The organism is Pararoseomonas sp. SCSIO 73927, assembly GCF_037040815.1.
Classification (GTDB): Bacteria; Pseudomonadota; Alphaproteobacteria; order Acetobacterales; family Acetobacteraceae; genus Roseomonas.
The window spans coordinates 1,578,728-1,596,379 of the sequence record NZ_CP146232.1; the positions used below are offsets into that span (position 1 = coordinate 1,578,728).

Genomic DNA, 17,652 nt, shown 5'->3' on the forward strand with positions numbered 1-17,652 from the left:
GGCGCACCCCGGACGGGGGCACGGCGCGGCGGCGCGCCCCTCCACCCTGCAGGGGCGATTTTCGGCGCCTCTCATTCGTCGTGTCCGGCGGCCTGCCCGACGGCGTCCCTTCCGGTCAGGTTGGCGAGGAGAAGGACGGGCTGCAGCGCCTGCGCTAGGCCTTCGATCGGCAGCGCCGCAGAGAGGCGGAGGAAGCGCTGCTCCAGGTCCTCGTAGCTCGATGCCATCTCGACCTCGCGCCGGATGGCGTTGAGCACCGCTTCCTGCGACGGCGCGGCGGCGACAGCCAGGCGGGCCACCAGCTCATCGAGCGGGCCGGCACCGTCGGCGCGGGCATGCTCCACGAGCCGGAGCTGGGGCGGGCCGGCGACGCGCGGCGGCGCGGGCGGCTCCGGGGCGGCCTTGCGCTGGTAGTGGTCCCCGTAGGTTTCCGAGACGTGGGCGTCGGTGGGCTCGAAGCCCATGTCGAAGAGCGCCTTGTCGAGATCGGACTGCGCCTTCAGGTCCACCTGCTCCGGCGCGCGGCGCCAGATGTCGGGCACCGCTGCGCCGGGCAGGTTCAGCTCCACGATCCAGCGCACGACCTGGCTCTTCAGCTCCGCCGAGAGCAGGTCCGCGTCACCGTCCGCCAGCTCCTGGCGCACGTCGTCGTGGACCTCGCCCAGGGAGCGCGCGCCCTTGTCCCCGGCCTCGGTGGTCAGGGTCTCGCCGAGGACGATCTTGGAGATCTCCGCGTCCATGACGGACACCAGCGCGGCGTGTCCGCCGTCCGGCCCGGTCATCTTCGTCTCCAGGAGCTTCACCAGCGAGCCCTGGGGCACGACGAGGCCGCCGCTCTGGCCGAGGTCGGCGAGGGCGGCGAGCAGCTCCTGCCGCTCGTTCCGCGGTGTCCCCGTCGGGTACTCGGCGTAGGGGAAGGGCTGGCCGAAGCGCTCCAGCGCCTTGTGCCAGAGCGCGACGCCGTTGCGCTTGAAGTAGACGGGCCAGAAGAGGTCGTGCCCGAGGCCGCGGCCATAGGGGTCCTCATTCTCCTCCGCCCAGTAGCGGGCGACGATGAACTTGCGGTCCGGTAGCGGGATGCCGTGCAGGGGCTCATCCCAGGTCAGCATTCGAAGCTCGCCCTGCAGGCCGAAACGGAACCGCCGGGCGTTCCGCACCTTCACCGAGGCGGGCACGATCCAGGGCGTGGCGGACGGCGACGGCTTGCCTTCGCGCTCATCCTCCGGCCGGGGGTCCACGACCAGGTCGGCCGCTTCCCACATGACCTCCGCGACCGCGTAGCCGTTCAGCACGGCGGCCAGGAGGCCGAGGCAGAGGCGGTCAAACCCGAAGCGGCGGAGCGCCACGCGGACCAGCTCGGCGGCCAGCAGGTCGTCCGGCTGCGTCCCGCCGGCCTCGACCGTCCACTCGCGAGCGATGACGGCCGCACGGCGCTTGCGGAGGACGGAGCCGGCGTGCCCGTCCCGCGCCAGGTCCTGGTAGATCTTGAGGCCGTCCTGCCCGCCGCGCCGCGCCAGGATGTCGTCGCGCGGGGCCAGGGTGAAGCCCGGCATTGGCGCGGTGACGTCGCGCGCGATCGTCGCGATCTCGACCTGCAGCGGCGCGGGGACAGCGGCCTTGGCCATCTCAGAAGCCCGTCGGCTTCGCGATCGAGCGGTTCAGGGCCATGAACCCCTGCTGCAGCTCCGTCGCGGCGATGCTCGCCCAGCGGGGGTCAGCGCCGCTGGCTCGCACCTGGTCGACCAGCTCGCCCACCTGATTGGCGAGTGCCTTTACCTTGTTGATCTGCTCCACCTCTTCGGGGCTGAGCTGGCGATAGCCGGAGATCGGCGGGGACGTCTGATCCAAGGGGCTTCTCCTACCCAACGTAGTCAGCGAGCGACGTCCGGCCGCCAAGGCCGAGGAAGTCGCGAATGGAGGGAGGCAGCGGCGCGGCGGATGGCAGGGTGTCGTGCTCGGTGCTGCCCACCTCCCGGCCGGCGGCGTAGAAGCTGATGGCGCCGGCGACGGCGGCGTCGCCGTGACGCTGGCCTCCTGCCTTGTCCTTGTCCTCGCCCTTCGCGAAGGTCCGCTTCTCCGGGATGCGCGGCACGCCGCGCACCAGGGTGATCTGGCGGAAGTCGTCGACGACCTGGTCGTCGGCGGGAAGATCGAAGCTGGCGTCCTCGAAGGCCGCCTTCAGCTTCGGCATCTGGTCGCGGTACCAGCCCTCGGTGAGGTGCAGCATCTCGATCCGGTGAGCGCCGTAGCGCTGCATCGCGCGCTCGGCGAGGTAGCCGCCGTTGCCGCCAGCGTCGAGCACGCCGGAGGTGAAGCGCGGCAGGCGGTCGCAGATGTAGAACAGGATCTCGCGCTGCTGCTCGTAGGGGACGTTTCGCAGCTCGGCGATGAAGGGCGTGTGCCGGCGGAGATCGTGCCGGACCTGGAGCGGCCACATGACCGTCAGGTCGCCGACCCGGGCGAAGTCCTGCCCGAAGGCGGAGCGGAGCAGGGGATCCAGGAGGCGCAGCAGCGGCCCCAGCTCCTCCTCGCACCACGCAAAGGCCTCGCGGGTGCGGACATGGTCGGGCTTGTGAACGAAGTCCGCCTCGCAGCGCCAGCGGCGGACAGGGATCTCGCGGCTGGTGCGGGCCTCGATCAGGCTGAGGGGGAGGAACTTGCCGCCGCCGCTGGACGGGATGGCGTCCAACTCCTCGCCGGCGCCGGTCCCGTAAAAGGCGCGGATCTTCGCCCGGAAGGCGGCCTCCGTCTCGATCGAGTACTCCATCCCACGCACTAGGCAGATGCGGGCATAGAGGCCCTGCTCAATCGCCTCGTCGAAGGCGATCCGGACCACCTTGTACGGGTTCTTCTCCGCCCGGGCGTCCTTGATCAGCTCGTTGAAGTAGTTCTCCTCCCCGTCGTGGGTGGAAATGATGAGTACCTTCCCGCCCCACATCAGCAGCGCGATCGCGGCCTTAATCAGCTCGGCCAGGGCCTCGTGGAAGGCAGCCTCGTCAATGATGACGAAGCCCTGACGGCCACGGAGAGAGCGGGGGCGGGAGGAGAGGGCGACGATCTCGAAACCGCTCGCGAAGGCGATGCGGAACGCCTGGATATGCCGGGTATCCTCGCCCTTCTTCCGGTCCTCGAAAAGAAACTCCGCGACCGTCGTCGCGGCCTCGTCGAAGGCGGCCGCCCACATAGCGCAGACGTCGATGAACTCCCGCGCCATCTCCAGGTTGTAGCCGATGTAGAAGGTGTCCATGCCGCGTTCGGAGCGCTTCGCTGCCGAGAGCAGGACTGCCTTCGACCCCACCCCCCATGTGGCCCCGATGCGACGGCTCTTCTCGCAGATGACGACCTCGTTCCGCTCGATCTCCTCCACTAGAGCGGCTTGGTAGGGAAGCAGCACGCCCTCCTCAAAACCGCCGAGGAGGCCTACGGCGGACATGGTCATGGCTTCGGCGCGGTGCCGCTTCCACTCCTCCTCGGTGATGAGCGTGCTCATGGTGCTGCCTTCAGCCCTAGGATCTTCCGCTTGATCTTGTCGATCATGTCTCCCGAGAGGCCTGCCTCCTGCCCAGCCTCCTCGGCCGAGGCGGCGGCCTCGCGCTTCGCCTTCTCCGCCGCCCGCTTCTCGATACTCTCTCTCAGCGCGGCGTCGTGACGGCTGGTGCGGACTAGGCGCTCCAGCGTCTGGGCGATGGTGAGGGAGGACTTCGCGTCCGGCTTCGGCGCGTCCTCGCCCTCCTCCCCCTCACAGTTCAGGATGTCGAAGAGGTCTACCTCCACCGACTTGATCAAGTGGCGGAGAAGCTTGTTCTCGGGATCCGAGCCGAAGTCACGCTCAAGGGCTTGCGCGACGAACTCCGCCCGCCGGCGATTCTCGGCCAGCTTGTTGACCCGCTGGGTGTAGCGCCCCAGCGCCGAGCGCGAGATCTCGCGCACCTCCAGCGAGGCGAGATGCGCCATGATCTCGTCCAGCGACCGGCCTTCGTCGAGAAGGCGGCCGATCTGCTCCCGGATCTCGGGTCCGAGCCGGTCGACCGAGGATGGGCGTCCCATGCCGGCCTACCGCGGTTCCGGGCGACGGACACCAGGATGGGGCGCGCCCTCGGCCACCTCCTTCCCCGCCCTGGTCAGCACGCCGATCTGCGTCTCGACCCCGTCGCTGTGATCCTTTTCGATCCGCACGAGGCCGTGCTCGGCCAGCCAGCCCAGCTCGGCCTGGATGACGGTGACCCGGTGCGCGCCCCGCCCCAGCCCCTTCAGCGAAAGGCGGAGCACGTCATCCGAGAGCTTGTAGCCCGGCTCCCGCATCAGCAGGTCGAGGATCACGCCGCGCCGATCGGCGGCCAGCTCTTCCGCGAGGCTCACGCCCTGCTCCCTCCCTGCAGAAGTGTCTGGAGCAGGATCTCCTGACGACGATCGATCCCCTCCAGCAGCTCGCTGTGCCCCTTCACCGTGGCACCCAGAGCGGCGTTCTGCTGGAGCAGATCCTTCACGTCGTGACGGATGGTCTTCACGTCCTCCTTGGTTGGCAGGGTGTGGACGAGTTCCTCCAGTTCGACGGTGCGCGCCGTGAGCTGCGCCACGTCGGTTTTCACCGAGCCGACATCGGCCTTGACGCCATCGACTGATGCCTGGACCCGGTTCAAATCGGAGTGCTCGACGAAGACGCCGGCCAGGTTCTGACGGAGCCAGGCGCGAACGACGAAGCCGATGACCGTGCCGACGGCGAGCGCGAACATCGTCAGCCCGCCCAGGTCGCGCCAGCTGAAGTCGGGGACGAGGTCGGCCATGGTCACGAGAGCGCCGGAGCGGCCTCACCGCGCTGTACGACATCGCCAGCCATCGCCTCCAGGCGCTTGCCGACCATGCGCCGGGCGTCGTCGGCGGAGAGGCGGAAGTGACCCAGGCCGCCCGGCACCTGCCGGTCGAGGTAGGAGATCGCGTCCAACTCCACCTCGGCGCGGGCACCGAGCGCCTTGAGGTCCGCCCCCGGCGGAAGGGTCGCGAGGACACCGAGCGGGCCCAGGCGCGCGAAGGCGGCCTTTACCGCGATGTCGAGGACCGGCAGGACGTAGTCACGTACGCGCTGATCGTTCTCCAGGCCCTTCGTCTTGATCCAGGTGTTCAGCCATTCCCGGAACAGCCAGAGGCCGACCGCGGCGGCAACCATGCCGGCGAAAGAGTTCGCCCACAGCAGGAAGGTGCTTCCCCCGCCCTCGGGCACCGGCGGCACTCCGAGCGTTGCCGCCAGGGCCGGCAGCACGAAGAGGACCGGCGCGAGCGCCAGGAGCATGATCAGCAGCGGCAGCAGCCGGAGCCAGAGGTGACGCTTCACGGGGAGGTCTCCGGGACGGGCGGGAGGTAGGCCGCGCAGAGGATCGAGAGGGCGGAGCAACGGCGCATCCAGCCGAGGCCGAAAGTGCCGAAGGTGCTGAGGGTCGCGTGGTGGACCATCCGGCGGGCCTGGAACTCGGCCAGCAACTGGCGCGGGCTGGCGGCAGCGACGGAGACGAGGGTCAGCGGGCCGAGCGCGCCATCCACCCGGGCGCCGACGGCGGCCTGCAGCCAGCGTATGGCGCGATCGGGCCCGCAGTTCACCGCGGCATCGGCCGCCGCGATTGCAATCGAAGCGGGCAGCTCGGGCCCGCGCACCTTCAGGTAGAAGTCGGCGTCGTAGATCTCCGCCGCGACCGCAGGCGTGATGAGGCGGATGTCGGCCGCGTCGACGTCGCCGTCGGCGTCGAGGTCCAACAGTCGCCCCTTGGACTTGGCGTAGCGAAGACTGATGCCGCGGTTGGTGATGCCGCCGGGGTCAGAGGGGTGATCGACGAGCGCGCCCTCACGCTCGAACACGAAGCCCATGAAGGCATCTCGGGCGGGCAGGAGGGCAGAAAGGGCCGGGGAATCCATGGCGCAACAGTGGTCGCGCAAGGCGGGATGAAGTCATGCCCCCCGGCGTGGGCATGACGATCTCAGGGGCTGAAGAGTTCGGCCTGGGCGCTGCGAGGCGCTGGGCGGAGCATGCGCTCAATCGCGCCCTCCGTCACTCCGAGAGCACGGGCGATCTGGGGATTGGTCGCCCCATAGTGGCGCAGGATGGCCGCACGCCAAGCGCGCGCGAGCGGCACCTTCAGGTAGGTGCCGGCCATGCGGCTGGACAGCGCCAGTGCCGCCGGAAGGCCGACGGCACCGGTCAGGACACTTCCCTCAACGGGCCTCTCGGGAATGAAGAGCCGCGTGCCCCCGTGCGTCTCGATCAGCCGCAGCAGCGCTTCACGCCCGATGAGATCGGCGATCGGCGAAAGCTCGGCAGGGACGGCGGGCGGCGGTCTCATCTCGGCGGTGTGGCTGCTCGTGTGAAGGCTTCATGGAATGCCGCATCGACCGCGATCAAGGCCTTCACCGATGCGGCGATGAACTCCTGGTAGAACCTCTGGAACGGCGACGGAGGAGCCTGCGTTGCGGCCTTCTGTAGCACTGCGCGCTCGCGACGTGCGAGACGACGTCGACGACTACGACGCGGGCGACGGTGGCCCATCAGGCGACGACCTGACGCTGCGCGCGGCTAAGCCAGGCCTTGAGCCCTTCCAGGACCTTGTTCGCCAGCTCAGGAGTGAGGAACTGGACGTCGTCGACGCCGCCCGTCTGCCGCCGCACGAAGGCCCGGAGCGCCGCGCGATCGGCCTCCTCGTTCTCTACCTCCTCCCGGTAGGGGCGGAGGTCCGCCCAGACCGCGACGATCATGCGGATTTGCCGGCGGTGATCCGGCCGGCCTTTCGTGGCCGTGAAGCCGAGACGCTTGAACTCCTGCAGCACGCGGTCGAGCTGGGAGGCGGAGGCGCCCTTCGAGGTCTCCTGCCCGATCAGCCGGCGCAGCAGGTCCCGGTAGCTATCGTCGGTGAGGCCCAGCTGCTTCTTCGCAACGTGGATCTTCGCGATCAGAACCTTCGGGTCAGCGCCGCGCGCGCTGCCCTCCGGCGGGCGGGCGTGGGCGAGGCGCGGCATGCGCCCCGAGGCCATACGGTCGGTCATGGGCGGATCATCTCCGGCAGAGGGATGTCGAGGTGTTCGCGGCCGTCGAGCAGGCGGCCTCCGGCCTTCGCCGAGGCCCCGCCCCACTGCTTGAAGTGGAAGGGAACAGCCTTCCCCGCGCACTGGTCGCGGAGGCTGCGCGCCCAGGCCGGATCCATGGGGCGTGCCCCAGGCCCGCTCTCACCCCCGCAGATGACCCATTTGAGTTCCCAGCCGAGGTAGTCCGGGAGCCAGACGGGCCCGAGCAGCGGCTCGCACGACACGAAGTGCAGGACCGCCGGGACCTTGGTCAGGGCCCACAGCCGGCGATCCGCCTCGTCTTGGTTCTCCGCAGTTGTGCCCAGCCACACGTTCGGCCATCCCTTGCCCCAGCCGGCGGGGAGCATCTTCCGGATGTTCTGCGGCCGCTTCGTCAACAGCAGCCAGTCCAGCCAGGGCGTCTCCGCGATGACGCGCCAGAAGTCGGCGCCGATCGCCTGGTCCACCTGGTTGTCAAACGGGTCCATCAGGGACGGGAACACGCGCCGCCGAACGCCTGCCGCCGCAGCCGCCGCGTTCAGCTTCGCGGGGATGCGCCAGTTCGCCGCGCTGGTCCGGCGCCGCTCCGAGAAGTCGCGCCCCCAACGCTTCGCCCAGGCTTCGGCGTAGCAGTGATCGCAGGCCGGGGAGACGGCGGTGCAGCCGATCCACGGGTTCCAAGTGTGATCGGCCCAGGAAATCCCTGTCGTCTCAGCCATTGGACAGCTCCAGGAGGGTGTCGGCATGGCACGACGCGTCGAGGCGACACCAGCACGCCAGGTTCTTGCCGCGGAGCCAGCCGAGGTCGCGCAGCACCTGGCGCCGTCGGAAGGTCACGTCCCCGGGCAGGACCACCCGGCAGTCCAGCATGGCCGTGGAGCGCATCCCGCCAGTGAGCCAGACGCGGTGCATCGCCACAGCGACACGGCTCTCCGCGTGCGCGAAGGGGTTCCCGAACAGGCCGGGGCGTGCCACCCGCACGGTGTTCTCCGGCATGCTCCAGCCGCCCTTGCGCGAGAGGCGCACCCGCTCAGCCACGGCCGCCCCCGATCAGCCGAGGCCCGGCTCCCTGGATTCCCCAGCCCACATGCGCCGCGCGCGCGGCCGACTGCCCCGCACGTCGCGCGCCCGCAAAGCCCGGCACCTGGCCCGCCTTCCCGGCCGGCCGCAGGTCGGGCACGGCGCGGAGAGCGCGCTCTGCGAAGCGGCGGTCACGGGCGAAGTCGTTGTCCGCCTCGTCCACAAGGGCGATGATCTTCGCGCGCAGCCCTTCCACGAACGCCTGCTGGAAGGCGGCACGGGCCAGGCTCTGCGCCCGCACTGTGCGATGTCGCTGATAGGCGGGCGAGGCGTAGAACGCGCCGTGCGCCTTTCGAGAGACGGCATCCACCACGCCGTGCAGCCAGTCGGCCACTTCGGGCCAGGGCGCGCGGCCGATGTAGACCACCTGGGGAGAGCGGCCGAAGTCGTAGTAGAGGCGGCACCGCGTGACGTAGGCGACGGCGGCCCAGAGACCGCGGAGAGTATCTCTCCCGTCCGCGGGCAGGGTCCGCTCGGCCCGGCCGGTGTGCACGGACTTTTCGTCCAGCCCGTGCTGGCGCATCAGCTCCAGCGCCTTCGCGGCGGCCGCGACGGCCTCGCCCTCGGTGCAGCCGTTCGCCTCGGTCAGCTGCAGTAGGGCCCGGATCCTCCGGATGACGGCGTCGAGGTCGGTCACAGCTCGTCCTCGTCTTCGGCGACAAGGACGTGCCACCAGCCCATGGTGCCAGCGGCAACCGCCACCCAGGCCAGCAGCCAGAGGAGCGCGGTCCAGACGTCGCTAAGTGCGGAGGTGATGGTGCTCAGCATCGCCTACATCCCCAGCGCGCGGCGGTAGAGGTCGAGCAGGGTTTCCCGCTCCTCCACCTCGGCGGGTTCCTGCGCCCGCTGCCGGATGATCTGCTTGACCACGGCCACGTCGAACCCGGCGCTCTTCGCCTCCGCGAAGATGTCGCGGATGTCGTCGGCCAGCGCCTTCCGCTCCTCCTCCAGGCGCTCGACGCGCTCGATGACGGAGCGGAGCCGGTCGACGGCTACCCCGCCAACGTCCACCTCGTCCTCGCCGTCGTCCGGCTGATCCTCGGCCGTCATGCTCATGCGGCAAGCCTTTCGCCGTTGGCCCGGCGATGCGCCGGGCGGGGGAGGAAGAGGACCGACGGCGCGAGCGTCGGAGCGGGGACGGCGCGACAAGTCCGGAAGGCCTCCTCCGCTGCACGGGCGCAGGCGGGGCAGGCGTCGATCCCGCCCGTCGGCACCCAGACGAGGGCAAGGCCCTTACAGGTGCTGCAAGATGCAGGGCCGGTCATGGCGCGGGTGCCATCCCGATCGGGACGGCCAGAACCGCCTCGATCCGAACCCGGATGTGCAGCAGCAGCTCGATGCGCTGCTCGTGGGTCCGGGTGGGTGTGCTAGCGACGAGGCCGATCTCGTCCACCAGCTCCAACACGGCCTCGACCGCTTCGTCGACGGGGCCGGCGGCTGCATAGCCCGGCGCGGTCGCCAGGCGCTCCGGCCCGTTCGCCCGGAGGGCTCCCTGTGCCGCCATGGCCACCCCGAGGGCGCAGCTGGCTATGACGATGCGGGTGCGGGTCACGGGCGGCCTCCCCGGCGCGTCGGGTCGATCTGTAGCCAGGCGCGCTCGACGTGCCGGAGCTTTAGCTCCTCACCGGCGGCGGCCGCGGCACGCAGGGCCATGGCGATGACCTTGTTCAGCGTGCCGAGCGCGCCCGGCTTGCCGGCCAGCGCCCGGAGAGCGCCAAGCACCTCCGGATCGGTGAAGCCCCACGCGCCCAGGATGGTCTCGATGTCGCCCGGCTTCGGCTCGGTGCGCGACAGGCTGGCCCCCACCCGGCGCGCGAGCTGGGCGTACTGGTCATCGCTCACCGCCCGCCCGAGGCTCTTGGGGATCAGGTCGTTGCCGAGGATGGCGATACCGACACCGCACTGGTCGTGCCAGTGCCGGATCTGATCCAGACCTTCCAGGCCGTAGTACTGCGCCTCGTCCCAGATCAGCAGGCCACCCGAATCCTGCAGGCGGACAATGATGTCGCGGCTGGTGCGTGTCCGCGCCCCGTAGGCGGAGAGGCCCATCGCCTGCGCGAGATCCTGGATGGCAGACTTCGCCCCGGCGCAGCCCCGCTGCCCGGTCATCATGTAGACGCCCGACGTCGCCTTCGCGTAGCGACGCGAGGTCATCGTCTTGCCGATGCCAGGCGCGCCGGAGACGAGCACCATGTCCGGCGTAAACTGCGCGTGCTCCAGCATCAGGGTGATGTCCTGCGCCGTCGGCGTCAGCTGGAAGTCGATGCCGGACGGGGCGCGCGCACGGGCCGCCTGCCGGGCCTCACGCGACTGCAGCCAGATCTCCACCTTCCGGAGGACCTTGTCGGCGTCTCCCTTGTAAGACCCCTGTAAGGCGGCCGCGAGGGTGCTCTCACCCACCTTGTTCTCTGCGTTCCCGCCCACCTGGTCGGCCATCTTGCCCCAGGTGATCCCGTCAGCCTGGCGTGCCTCGATCCCACGCTTGCGGATGTCGGCGGCCCAAGCCTGCCGGGCCTCCTCGTTCGGGAACTCGTTGCTCGGAAGATCGCTCGGCATGTAGTCTCCTCTCTTGCGAGATCCCGGGGGCACGGCCTGCCAGCACAGCCCTGGGATCGGTTGGTGGGTCAGGCGTCGCCGCCTGACCCACTGATCAGGCGCAGGGGGCGGGCATGCGCGATGCCGCGCAGCATCTCCTCCTGCAGGTCTTCCGCCTCACCCTTCCGTGCGGCCGCCGCAGGCGCGGCCTTGAGCGCGGTGTTGCCGGCGAAGAGGGGGCGGACGAGGCGAGGCGGCTCCATCACCGGCGGCTTCGGCACGCGCGGCGCGGCCTTCGCCAGCTCCGTGAGGCTGAGGAGGCCTTCGGCTTCGACCTTGGCACGGTTCTTCCGCACGAAGTCCTTGCGGCGACGCTCCTGCGTCGCGGCAGCCTCGACGTCCGCGAAGCCCGCCCTGCTCTCGGCAGCCGCGGCGCCGAGGTATCGACCGTCCAGGGCGTAGACGTGCATCGGCTCGTGCAGGGCATCTGGGTCGAAGCGCGCGACCACCTTCTGACCGATGCACCCGTGCAGGAACTCGCCCCAGTACCGGTTGCCGTAGAGGTGGATTGCACCGTCCGGCGCTCGTGCCTTCACCGGCTCGGAGGAGAGCAGCCACATGCGGCGCTGCTCGGCGGTGCCCTGGCGAATGCCAGACGCCGCGTAGCTCTCTGCGAAAACCTGGTCGAAGCTCCGCCCCGCGCACACGACGGAGCGACGGCCGAGGCGGGCATTGTGCTCGCGCACCCCCTCCTCCACGACCTGGCGGAACACATCCAGGGGTACAACGCGGGAACCGTAATTGCTCGGCTTGTTGGTCGGGCTATTGCCGGTGTAGGCGCCCTCGAAGGCGGGGTGCTTTGCCAGGTCCTGCGCGAAGTCGCGGAACGCCCGCTCGATCGGCTTCGACTGGCCGCTGTAGGGCTTGGTCCAATGGACCTTCACCCCGAGCGTCGTCATCAGCCCGTCGGGATCGTCAGCCTGCACCTTAAAGCGGTAGCGATTGGCCTGCCCGCCGGTCATCCGTTTGTTCGCGAACTCGCGGCCGTTATCGAGCCAGCAGTGCGAGGGGATGCCGAACCCCTCGATGAGATCACCGAATGCGACACGCACCGCGTGCCAGGAGAGCGTGGTGTCCAGGCGCCACGCCAGGATCTTGCCGGAGTAGAGGTCCTGGAAGGCCACCATGACCGGGCGCACGGGCTTTTCGATGCCCGGCCACTGAACGCGGACGTCCCAGGTGTGGCCGTCGGCATTCACGGCCTCCAGAGCATGGAAGACCGCCCTGTCGCGCTCCTGATCCGGGATCATTTCGCGAAGGGCATCCGCGCCCTTGCGGAGCAGTGTCTTCACCCCCGCGGGCAGTGCCTGCAGACGCCGCCGCACGGTGCGCTCGTGCGGGATGGTCCACCCCTCAGCCTCGGCCTTCATCACGAGGCGGCGCCAGCAGGCCTGGAAGGACGGCTGGGACTGCCGCAGCCACTCGGACTTGATGTAGGTCCAGGCGTCCGGGCTCATCTCCGCCGTGGCGACGTCGCCCGCGTTGCGCGGCACAAGGCAGGGTAGGCGATCGGCACGCGCTGCGTGCGCGCAGGCCTTGCTCCAGTCGTAGATGACGCGCCAGGAGATGCCGCGGCTTTGCGCGACGTGGCGCACGGCGTCGGTGCGGTCCACCCCTCCGAGCACCAGGGCGTCGACCTGGTCGAGCGCCTCCAGCTTCTCCCGCGCTTTGCGCTTCTTCGTCTCGGTCTGCCGGTCGAACCACGCCCAGCTCTCGGCGACGGACATGCGGGTCGCCTCCGGCGCGCGCACGACCATGGTGTGGGTGAGCTTGGCCTGCGCCGCCGCCGGCAGAACCGAGTAGTGGTACTCCAGCCCGCCACCCTGCCCCTGACGCATCCGCCAGCAGCCGCCCTCCCGCTCCGGCGCGCTCCAGCCCTTGGCGTCCGCCATCATATTCACGCCGCGCTTCGTCGTCGGAATGCCCTGCAGTCCCAGCGCTGCCAGCTCGGCGGCCGTGAACCATTCCTGCCGCAGCGGTGTGATCGAGGAGGGCGCGACGTCGAGGGGCATCAGCGGCGCCCCGCCTGTGCGGTGAGCGTCTTCACGCGCCGCCGGATGCGGTCCTCCTGCTCGCGCAGCTCGGCGACCTCGATCAGCGGCAGGTACTTTTTCTCGATGACCGCCCAGCCAAGCCCTTCCACAAGCATCTGCGCCAAGCGCCGGTCCTGGGTGGCGTGGAGGAGCGCGACGAAGCGCGGCACGGAGATGCTGTGGTCAGGCCTGGACTGCGCCGCGTAGGCGTCCAGCATGGCCTTCGTCACCGGAGGCCCGCCGAGGAAGCCGGTCATCCGCGCGGCGATCTGAGCGCGCGACGCCTCCACGGTCGACAGAGCCTTCGAGATGGCCATCGAGAGGCGCGCCGCGAGGTTCTTGCCCCGCACCTCGTCCGGGTCGAACTCGGCCACCACCGGCGGAGGCTCGTAATCCCAGAGGTTCGGCTGCGTCTTCAGCGTCATAGGCATGGCGTCAGCGCCACCTCTCGGGACGGTAGGCCTTCTCCCAGGCCACGACCTGGTCCTGCAGCTCGCGCGCCTTCGCCGCGGACGTCTCCCGGGCGGCCTTGGCCTTGCTCCCCATCTCAGCGAACCAGGCGCGAGAGCCCCGGTTCTTCACCTCCGCGTCGAGGATCTGCTCCTCCAGGGACGAGACGAGCGCCCGCAGGCCGTTCAGCACGATCCACGCCTCGACGATCGCGACGGCGCCTTTCGCCTCCCCCTGGAAGGTAAGGTCCACCGGGGGCGCGCTCGCAGCGCCAGCGCCGGTAGCGAGCCTCGTCCCCTCTTCCCGCGCCCGGCGCAGGGCGGGGATCACAGTCCGATCTCCGGCAGCAGGATCGTCAGGTCCACGCCGGCGCCAAGGCTAAAGCCCCCGGCGACCCAACCGAGCAGCAACCCGATCAGGACGGTCAGCGTGGCATCCACCGCCTGCACCGCCCACGGTTCACGCGGGGCGGGCTGGCGGGGCTGAGAGGGCAGGTAGCGCGGCATCAGCCCAGCTTCCTGTCCACGATGCGGCCGGCACGGCTGATGCCGTGCGCCGACAAGGTCCGCAGCACGCGGGCCGCGGAGCGCGCCTGGACTTGCTCCACCGTCCCCGCCTCGGCGTCGGCAGCACTTTCCTCGACCGCGCGAGCGGCAAGGGCGGCGCCCGCCGCAGTGTTCAGCTCCGCCATGGCACGGGCCATGCGGCGATCGGTGCTGGTCATCATGGAACCTCTCCTCTCTCGCGAAGCTCTCCGACCCACCGCGCGACATCGCCCAGCGGCAGGCCCAGGTCCTCGGCCACCGCGCGGCCGGACATGCCCTTGCGGAGCAGGGCCTCGGCCTCGGCGCGATCGCCGGTGATGCAATTGACGACCGGCGGCGGGGCTGGCGGGGGCAGGAAGCCCTCGGCCTGTTGCGCCTCGATCTCGGCCGCGCCGCACGGCGCGCAGGCAGCCTCGCCGTTGTCGTCGTGGACGGCTTCAGTGCCGGTGGGTGCTCCGCAGAAGGTGCAGGGTTCGCCGGCATCGGCCGCTGGCAGCTCGGCGGGCACGATGACCGGCTCGGATGGCAGAACCGCCGGCGCTGCCTCGCTGAGCCGCGTCCAGCCCTGGCGGTACGCCTCTGAGACGACGCGACCGTGATGGTAGAACCGCATGCCGGGCAGGCGGTTCAGGTCCGCCGTGATGAGGAGGGGCGCCACGCCGGCCTCCCACTTCTCCTTCGCCAGCGCGAGGCGCTCCTCCGTCCAGAGGATCGGCGCCGGGCCGCGGCCAAGGTCTGGCTGTGCTCCCCAGCCCATGACGCTCGCCTTGGTCCGCACGGCCATGGGGCTGGCGATCGGGCGCCCGGGCAGCTCGTTGACGGCCTTCAGGATGGCGTGGGGGCTGTCGCCGCGGGTCCAGCCGGTCTCCGCGAGGGCGATCCGGTCGAAGGTCCACTCCCCCCTCCGCATGCCGGACAGGGCCTCCGGCGCGCTCACTGCAGCGTCCTCGGGGAGGCAGCCTGCGAAGCGATAGTCCGGTCGAGGGCCGAGCCCCAGGTGTCGATTAGATAGAGGAGCGCGTCCAGAATGGCGGCGCGGTCTGTGCCTAGGACCATCGCGTGCTGCGCGCTGTCCGCAGCACCCATAACTGCCCCGGCGAAGACGGCGCAGGCATCGAGAGGACCTTTGCTCTCGATGATCGCGGCAAACTCTTCGGGGCTGAGGCTCCCCCGGATGATCCCGGCCGCGCTCATGCCGCCGTCTTCCGCGGCGCCGTGAGCGCGCCCTGGTTGCCCAGGTACTCGATGAATTGGCGGCGCGCTTGGGCGTTCCCGCAGCGGTCCCAGGTCCGGCGCAGCTTGTCGAGCTGGACCTGCGCCAAGTCCGGATCCGGCGTCTTGCGGTAGGCGCGGATCGCCTCGCCCACGCTCTTCAGGCCCTTGGCCGGATCCAGCAGCAGGTCCACCACGGCGGCCTGGTCGCGCGGACCCAGCTTCGTCAGCGTGTCCAGCGTGGCACCGTTGTGGGCGAAGCGGGTGGTGGAGAGCCGAGCACGAACCGCGGGCTCCAGCTCGCGATACCGGCGCAGGGCCCGCTGGATGGACGCTTCGGAGGCGCCGAGGGTGGCTGCGGCCGAGGCCGTGAAGCGGCCGACTTTCAAGTCGTCAGATTTGCCAACTTGATCGCCGCGCCGCTTCCCGCCGTGCTTCGTCTCGGGGTGCAGCTCCTCCCACACCTCTTTCCGCCGGGCGAGGAAGGCTGCGCGGTCCAGCTCCGACAGCTCGCGGCGGATGAGGTTCTCGTCGATCTCGGCCAGCTCGGCTTCGAGGTCGTTGCCGAGGAACTCCTTGGCTTCGATCGTCTTCCAGCCAGCCTCGCGGGCAGCCGGCACGCGGTGACCACCTGCGACCAAGCGGAAGCGGCCGTCCACGTCGGCCGGGCGGACAAGGATCGGGGTGTCCTGCCCCCGCTCCTGGAAACTTTCGGCGATCGTGGTGACCCAGGCCGGGTCTACCTTCCGGAGGCGGGGCCCGACCTCGATCAGGTCGAGCGGGATCACCTTCGCCGGCGTGGTGAGCTGGGCGTTGTTCATGCGGCCTCGCGCTTTTGACGATGCGGGTGGGCCGGGGCGCGGTTACGTTTCCCGGCGATGACGGCGCGCGGCCGCGATTCGCCCTTGGGCGTCCAGCGGTCGGGCCAGAGTGTGTTGGGGTGTTGGTCGAGCGCCTTGGCGATCCGCTTCTCCAGCCGGACCGAGTAGGTCGGGTCGGTTAGCGTGTTGCTGATGGCCGAGCGGTTCAGCTTCCACTGGAGAGAGAGGGCGCGCAGCGAGCCGAAACGCTGACGCAGCGCCGCCTTGATCTGCTCCAGGTGCCAACCCTCGGCCTCGTTCGCCGCCATCCGTGACCTCCACCTGACAGCGCACCCCTGACCGGGTGCCCGGTCAGTGAGGGAACGTGTCTAGTCACGTCATAACGCCACAAGTGGGGTTCAAGCGCAAGCCAAATGGACATTCCCACTTCGATTTCGGCGCCCGTTCGGAGGTTTTCGCCCCAAGTGGTTGATGTGGAACAGCAAAACCGAAGTGGGAAGGCGATGGAGACCTCCAAACGGGAGTTCCCGGTTCGCGACGTGAGCCGGGAAGTCGCTGATCGGGCGGAGCGGCTCCGGCAGGCCGTCCGGGAGGCCGGAGGGAATCGTGCGGTCGCGGCCAAATCCGGCGTGCCCGTGGGGACCATCGACAACTATGTCGCCGGACGTGACATGCGCGCGTCGAACGTGGCACGCCTGGCGGAAGCAACCTCGGTGAGCATTGAGTGGCTCCTTACCGGCAACGGCCCGCGGAATGGCAGAAGCGAAGTCCTACTGCCGCCCGCAACTCTTGAGGCGAGCCGTGCCCCACCAGGGTATGTTTCCATCCCCCGCTACGAGGCTCACGCCAGCGCCGGATCTGGTGCAATCAACCCGACCGATCGGGTAATCGAGCAGATTACCGTCACGGAGGAATACATCCGGCGCGTGTTAGGTCGCCAACCGAAACACATGGCTCTTCTTGAGGCTTTGGGTGATTCCATGGCACCCACGATCGAGAGCGGCGATATCTTGATGATCGATGTGTCGGTTCTGACTATCCGCTTCAGCTCAGTGTATGTAATTCGGCTTGCCGAGCAGTTGCTCGTCAAGCGCCTGCAGCTCATGTTCAATGGAACGATTAAGATAATCTCCGACAATCCCCTTTATGGGGAAGAAACTGTTGATCCGCGGAAGGACCAGCTCGACGTTGTTGGAGAGGTTGTGTGGTCGGGCGGAAAGATTCGGGTCAGGGCCGCGGGATGACACCCTCCCTTGGAGAAAAGCTAGTGAAACTCGCCTCTTTTCTGGCCTTGGGCCTTCTCTGCGGCCACGCGAACCATGCCCTCTCGCAGGTCCCGGCAGACGCGCCGAGGCTGGGTCGAGCCGTCGAAGGCGTCACCGTGACGCTCGACGCCAACGGACAAATCCTCTTCCGTGTTGGCGATGTAATAACTCTTGAGGACGGGCGGGAGCTTCGCAGAGGTGAAGGTGGTCGGTACCGACTTCTCACTGAGACAGATGCAGCTGCCTCACCTAGATCAATTTCGGGGCTCGATCTCATGCTCCAATATAAGTCGTTGGTTGGCACACGAGCACGGGTAATAGGTGGGACGCTGATAGGGGCTGAAGCCAGAACCGCACAGCTTAAGCTGCAAGGCGGGACCGCATTCGTCCGCTTTAGTGGTGCGGCTATCGATGCCGTTCGAGAGGTAGTTCAGAACTGCTCGGGTTTCAGTGCCAATCAACCCAATTGCGATTATGATATCGTGGGCACAATCGGTGATACTCGGATGAACCATCCGGAGCTGACCGACGTCGTTCTAGAGCCTCGACGGGCGAGGCCCGGCTTGCCGGCCGTCAACAGGCGTCCCTGAGAGCCACGGAGCCTTAA

Annotated in this window: 28 protein-coding genes; 2 read left to right on the forward strand and 26 right to left on the reverse strand. The window is 69.2% G+C overall.

Annotated elements, in window-relative coordinates; all coding sequences use genetic code 11:
• Positions 1-71 precede the first annotated feature (71 nt).
• From VQH23_RS07460 to VQH23_RS07585, 26 genes are all read right to left on the reverse strand, one after another.
• Complete coding sequence (locus tag VQH23_RS07460) at positions 72-1,625, reverse strand: DUF935 family protein (protein WP_338665003.1); 1,554 nt, start codon at positions 1,623-1,625, stop codon at positions 72-74.
• A 1-nt stretch (position 1,626) separates the two neighbouring features.
• Entirely contained in the window at positions 1,627-1,848 is a 222-nt protein-coding gene (locus VQH23_RS07465) for a hypothetical protein (RefSeq protein ID WP_338665004.1), read from the reverse strand.
• Positions 1,849-1,858: 10 nt separating this feature from the next.
• Entirely contained in the window at positions 1,859-3,490 is a 1,632-nt protein-coding gene (locus tag VQH23_RS07470) for a terminase large subunit domain-containing protein (RefSeq protein WP_338665005.1), read from the reverse strand.
• Complete coding sequence (locus VQH23_RS07475) at positions 3,487-4,047, reverse strand: phage protein Gp27 family protein (protein ID WP_338665006.1); 561 nt, start codon at positions 4,045-4,047, stop codon at positions 3,487-3,489. The genes VQH23_RS07470 and VQH23_RS07475 overlap by 4 nt, the downstream gene beginning before the upstream one ends.
• A gap of 6 nt (positions 4,048-4,053) precedes the next feature.
• Entirely contained in the window at positions 4,054-4,359 is a 306-nt protein-coding gene (locus VQH23_RS07480; protein ID WP_338665007.1) for a hypothetical protein, read from the reverse strand.
• Positions 4,356-4,784, reverse strand: a complete 429-nt coding sequence (locus VQH23_RS07485) for a hypothetical protein (protein ID WP_338665008.1) — start codon at positions 4,782-4,784, stop codon at positions 4,356-4,358. The genes VQH23_RS07480 and VQH23_RS07485 overlap by 4 nt, the downstream gene beginning before the upstream one ends.
• A gap of 2 nt (positions 4,785-4,786) precedes the next feature.
• A complete protein-coding gene (locus VQH23_RS07490) occupies positions 4,787-5,329 on the reverse strand; it encodes a hypothetical protein (RefSeq protein WP_338665009.1) in 543 nt (180 codons plus the stop codon).
• Positions 5,326-5,856: a glycosyl hydrolase 108 family protein gene (locus tag VQH23_RS07495; protein WP_338665010.1), complete on the reverse strand. Its 531-nt coding sequence runs from the start codon at positions 5,854-5,856 to the stop codon at positions 5,326-5,328. Before VQH23_RS07495 ends, VQH23_RS07490 begins: the two co-directional genes overlap by 4 nt.
• 110 nt (positions 5,857-5,966) lie before the next feature.
• Positions 5,967-6,329 carry a hypothetical protein gene (locus VQH23_RS07500; RefSeq protein WP_338665011.1) on the reverse strand — a complete coding sequence of 121 codons (363 nt, stop codon included), beginning with the start codon at positions 6,327-6,329 and terminating at the stop codon, positions 5,967-5,969.
• A 202-nt stretch (positions 6,330-6,531) separates the two neighbouring features.
• Complete coding sequence (locus tag VQH23_RS07505; protein ID WP_338665012.1) at positions 6,532-7,026, reverse strand: regulatory protein GemA; 495 nt, start codon at positions 7,024-7,026, stop codon at positions 6,532-6,534.
• Positions 7,023-7,763, reverse strand: a complete 741-nt coding sequence (locus VQH23_RS07510) for a phage Gp37/Gp68 family protein (RefSeq protein WP_338665013.1) — start codon at positions 7,761-7,763, stop codon at positions 7,023-7,025. Before VQH23_RS07510 ends, VQH23_RS07505 begins: the two co-directional genes overlap by 4 nt.
• Positions 7,756-8,082 carry a DUF4326 domain-containing protein gene (locus VQH23_RS07515; RefSeq protein WP_338665014.1) on the reverse strand — a complete coding sequence of 109 codons (327 nt, stop codon included), beginning with the start codon at positions 8,080-8,082 and terminating at the stop codon, positions 7,756-7,758. The genes VQH23_RS07510 and VQH23_RS07515 overlap by 8 nt, the downstream gene beginning before the upstream one ends.
• Positions 8,075-8,761 (reverse strand): DUF2786 domain-containing protein, encoded by a 687-nt coding sequence (locus VQH23_RS07520; RefSeq protein ID WP_338665015.1) that lies wholly within the window; start codon positions 8,759-8,761, stop codon positions 8,075-8,077. The genes VQH23_RS07515 and VQH23_RS07520 overlap by 8 nt, the downstream gene beginning before the upstream one ends.
• On the reverse strand, positions 8,758-8,892 hold the full coding sequence (locus VQH23_RS07525) for a hypothetical protein (RefSeq protein WP_338665016.1): 135 nt from the start codon (positions 8,890-8,892) through the stop codon (positions 8,758-8,760). The genes VQH23_RS07520 and VQH23_RS07525 overlap by 4 nt, the downstream gene beginning before the upstream one ends.
• Positions 8,893-8,895: 3 nt before the next feature.
• Positions 8,896-9,174 carry a GapR family DNA-binding domain-containing protein gene (locus VQH23_RS07530; protein WP_338666066.1) on the reverse strand — a complete coding sequence of 93 codons (279 nt, stop codon included), beginning with the start codon at positions 9,172-9,174 and terminating at the stop codon, positions 8,896-8,898.
• A gap of 211 nt (positions 9,175-9,385) precedes the next feature.
• Positions 9,386-9,676 (reverse strand): hypothetical protein, encoded by a 291-nt coding sequence (locus VQH23_RS07535; RefSeq protein ID WP_338665017.1) that lies wholly within the window; start codon positions 9,674-9,676, stop codon positions 9,386-9,388.
• A complete protein-coding gene (locus VQH23_RS07540; RefSeq protein ID WP_338665018.1) occupies positions 9,673-10,680 on the reverse strand; it encodes an AAA family ATPase in 1,008 nt (335 codons plus the stop codon). The genes VQH23_RS07535 and VQH23_RS07540 overlap by 4 nt, the downstream gene beginning before the upstream one ends.
• Before the next feature lie 68 nt (positions 10,681-10,748).
• The gene (locus VQH23_RS07545) at positions 10,749-12,731 is read right to left on the reverse strand and encodes a transposase domain-containing protein (protein WP_338665019.1); all 1,983 of its coding nucleotides are present in this window, start codon (positions 12,729-12,731) and stop codon (positions 10,749-10,751) included.
• On the reverse strand, positions 12,731-13,183 hold the full coding sequence (locus VQH23_RS07550) for a hypothetical protein (protein ID WP_338665020.1): 453 nt from the start codon (positions 13,181-13,183) through the stop codon (positions 12,731-12,733). The genes VQH23_RS07545 and VQH23_RS07550 overlap by 1 nt, the downstream gene beginning before the upstream one ends.
• 4 nt (positions 13,184-13,187) lie before the next feature.
• Positions 13,188-13,532 carry a hypothetical protein gene (locus VQH23_RS07555; RefSeq protein ID WP_338665021.1) on the reverse strand — a complete coding sequence of 115 codons (345 nt, stop codon included), beginning with the start codon at positions 13,530-13,532 and terminating at the stop codon, positions 13,188-13,190.
• Positions 13,529-13,708 (reverse strand): hypothetical protein, encoded by a 180-nt coding sequence (locus VQH23_RS07560; RefSeq protein ID WP_338665022.1) that lies wholly within the window; start codon positions 13,706-13,708, stop codon positions 13,529-13,531. The genes VQH23_RS07555 and VQH23_RS07560 overlap by 4 nt, the downstream gene beginning before the upstream one ends.
• Positions 13,708-13,929, reverse strand: coding sequence for a hypothetical protein (locus VQH23_RS07565; RefSeq protein WP_338665023.1), 222 nt, complete (start codon positions 13,927-13,929; stop codon positions 13,708-13,710). The genes VQH23_RS07560 and VQH23_RS07565 overlap by 1 nt, the downstream gene beginning before the upstream one ends.
• Positions 13,926-14,684 (reverse strand): hypothetical protein, encoded by a 759-nt coding sequence (locus VQH23_RS07570; protein ID WP_338665024.1) that lies wholly within the window; start codon positions 14,682-14,684, stop codon positions 13,926-13,928. The genes VQH23_RS07565 and VQH23_RS07570 overlap by 4 nt, the downstream gene beginning before the upstream one ends.
• Positions 14,681-14,941 carry a hypothetical protein gene (locus tag VQH23_RS07575; protein WP_338665025.1) on the reverse strand — a complete coding sequence of 87 codons (261 nt, stop codon included), beginning with the start codon at positions 14,939-14,941 and terminating at the stop codon, positions 14,681-14,683. The genes VQH23_RS07570 and VQH23_RS07575 overlap by 4 nt, the downstream gene beginning before the upstream one ends.
• Complete coding sequence (locus tag VQH23_RS07580) at positions 14,938-15,780, reverse strand: ParB N-terminal domain-containing protein (protein ID WP_338665026.1); 843 nt, start codon at positions 15,778-15,780, stop codon at positions 14,938-14,940. Before VQH23_RS07580 ends, VQH23_RS07575 begins: the two co-directional genes overlap by 4 nt.
• Positions 15,777-16,088: a helix-turn-helix domain-containing protein gene (locus tag VQH23_RS07585; RefSeq protein WP_338665027.1), complete on the reverse strand. Its 312-nt coding sequence runs from the start codon at positions 16,086-16,088 to the stop codon at positions 15,777-15,779. Before VQH23_RS07585 ends, VQH23_RS07580 begins: the two co-directional genes overlap by 4 nt.
• A 105-nt stretch (positions 16,089-16,193) precedes the next feature.
• Here VQH23_RS07585 and VQH23_RS07590 point away from each other — a divergent pair, with 105 nt between their 5' ends.
• Positions 16,194-17,024, forward strand: a complete 831-nt coding sequence (locus VQH23_RS07590; protein WP_338665028.1) for a S24 family peptidase — start codon at positions 16,194-16,196, stop codon at positions 17,022-17,024.
• Entirely contained in the window at positions 17,021-17,635 is a 615-nt protein-coding gene (locus VQH23_RS07595; protein ID WP_338665029.1) for a hypothetical protein, read from the forward strand. Before VQH23_RS07590 ends, VQH23_RS07595 begins: the two co-directional genes overlap by 4 nt.
• Positions 17,636-17,652 lie beyond the last annotated feature (17 nt).

Coding starts and splice junctions, on each gene's coding strand:
- VQH23_RS07460 (WP_338665003.1), bottom strand. CDS start 1,625: ATGGCCAAGGCCGCTGTCCCCGCGCCGCTGCAGGTCGAGATCGCGACG.
- VQH23_RS07470 (WP_338665005.1), bottom strand. CDS start 3,490: ATGAGCACGCTCATCACCGAGGAGGAGTGGAAGCGGCACCGCGCCGAA.
- VQH23_RS07475 (WP_338665006.1), bottom strand. CDS start 4,047: ATGGGACGCCCATCCTCGGTCGACCGGCTCGGACCCGAGATCCGGGAG.
- VQH23_RS07485 (WP_338665008.1), bottom strand. CDS start 4,784: ATGGCCGACCTCGTCCCCGACTTCAGCTGGCGCGACCTGGGCGGGCTG.
- VQH23_RS07495 (WP_338665010.1), bottom strand. CDS start 5,856: ATGGGCTTCGTGTTCGAGCGTGAGGGCGCGCTCGTCGATCACCCCTCT.
- VQH23_RS07500 (WP_338665011.1), bottom strand. CDS start 6,329: ATGAGACCGCCGCCCGCCGTCCCTGCCGAGCTTTCGCCGATCGCCGAT.
- VQH23_RS07505 (WP_338665012.1), bottom strand. CDS start 7,026: ATGACCGACCGTATGGCCTCGGGGCGCATGCCGCGCCTCGCCCACGCC.
- VQH23_RS07510 (WP_338665013.1), bottom strand. CDS start 7,763: ATGGCTGAGACGACAGGGATTTCCTGGGCCGATCACACTTGGAACCCG.
- VQH23_RS07525 (WP_338665016.1), bottom strand. CDS start 8,892: ATGCTGAGCACCATCACCTCCGCACTTAGCGACGTCTGGACCGCGCTC.
- VQH23_RS07530 (WP_338666066.1), bottom strand. CDS start 9,174: ATGACGGCCGAGGATCAGCCGGACGACGGCGAGGACGAGGTGGACGTT.
- VQH23_RS07540 (WP_338665018.1), bottom strand. CDS start 10,680: ATGCCGAGCGATCTTCCGAGCAACGAGTTCCCGAACGAGGAGGCCCGG.
- VQH23_RS07545 (WP_338665019.1), bottom strand. CDS start 12,731: ATGCCCCTCGACGTCGCGCCCTCCTCGATCACACCGCTGCGGCAGGAA.
- VQH23_RS07550 (WP_338665020.1), bottom strand. CDS start 13,183: ATGCCTATGACGCTGAAGACGCAGCCGAACCTCTGGGATTACGAGCCT.
- VQH23_RS07560 (WP_338665022.1), bottom strand. CDS start 13,708: ATGCCGCGCTACCTGCCCTCTCAGCCCCGCCAGCCCGCCCCGCGTGAA.
- VQH23_RS07565 (WP_338665023.1), bottom strand. CDS start 13,929: ATGATGACCAGCACCGATCGCCGCATGGCCCGTGCCATGGCGGAGCTG.
- VQH23_RS07575 (WP_338665025.1), bottom strand. CDS start 14,941: ATGAGCGCGGCCGGGATCATCCGGGGGAGCCTCAGCCCCGAAGAGTTT.
- VQH23_RS07580 (WP_338665026.1), bottom strand. CDS start 15,780: ATGAACAACGCCCAGCTCACCACGCCGGCGAAGGTGATCCCGCTCGAC.
- VQH23_RS07585 (WP_338665027.1), bottom strand. CDS start 16,088: ATGGCGGCGAACGAGGCCGAGGGTTGGCACCTGGAGCAGATCAAGGCG.
- VQH23_RS07590 (WP_338665028.1), top strand. CDS start 16,194: ATGGACATTCCCACTTCGATTTCGGCGCCCGTTCGGAGGTTTTCGCCC.
- VQH23_RS07595 (WP_338665029.1), top strand. CDS start 17,021: ATGACACCCTCCCTTGGAGAAAAGCTAGTGAAACTCGCCTCTTTTCTG.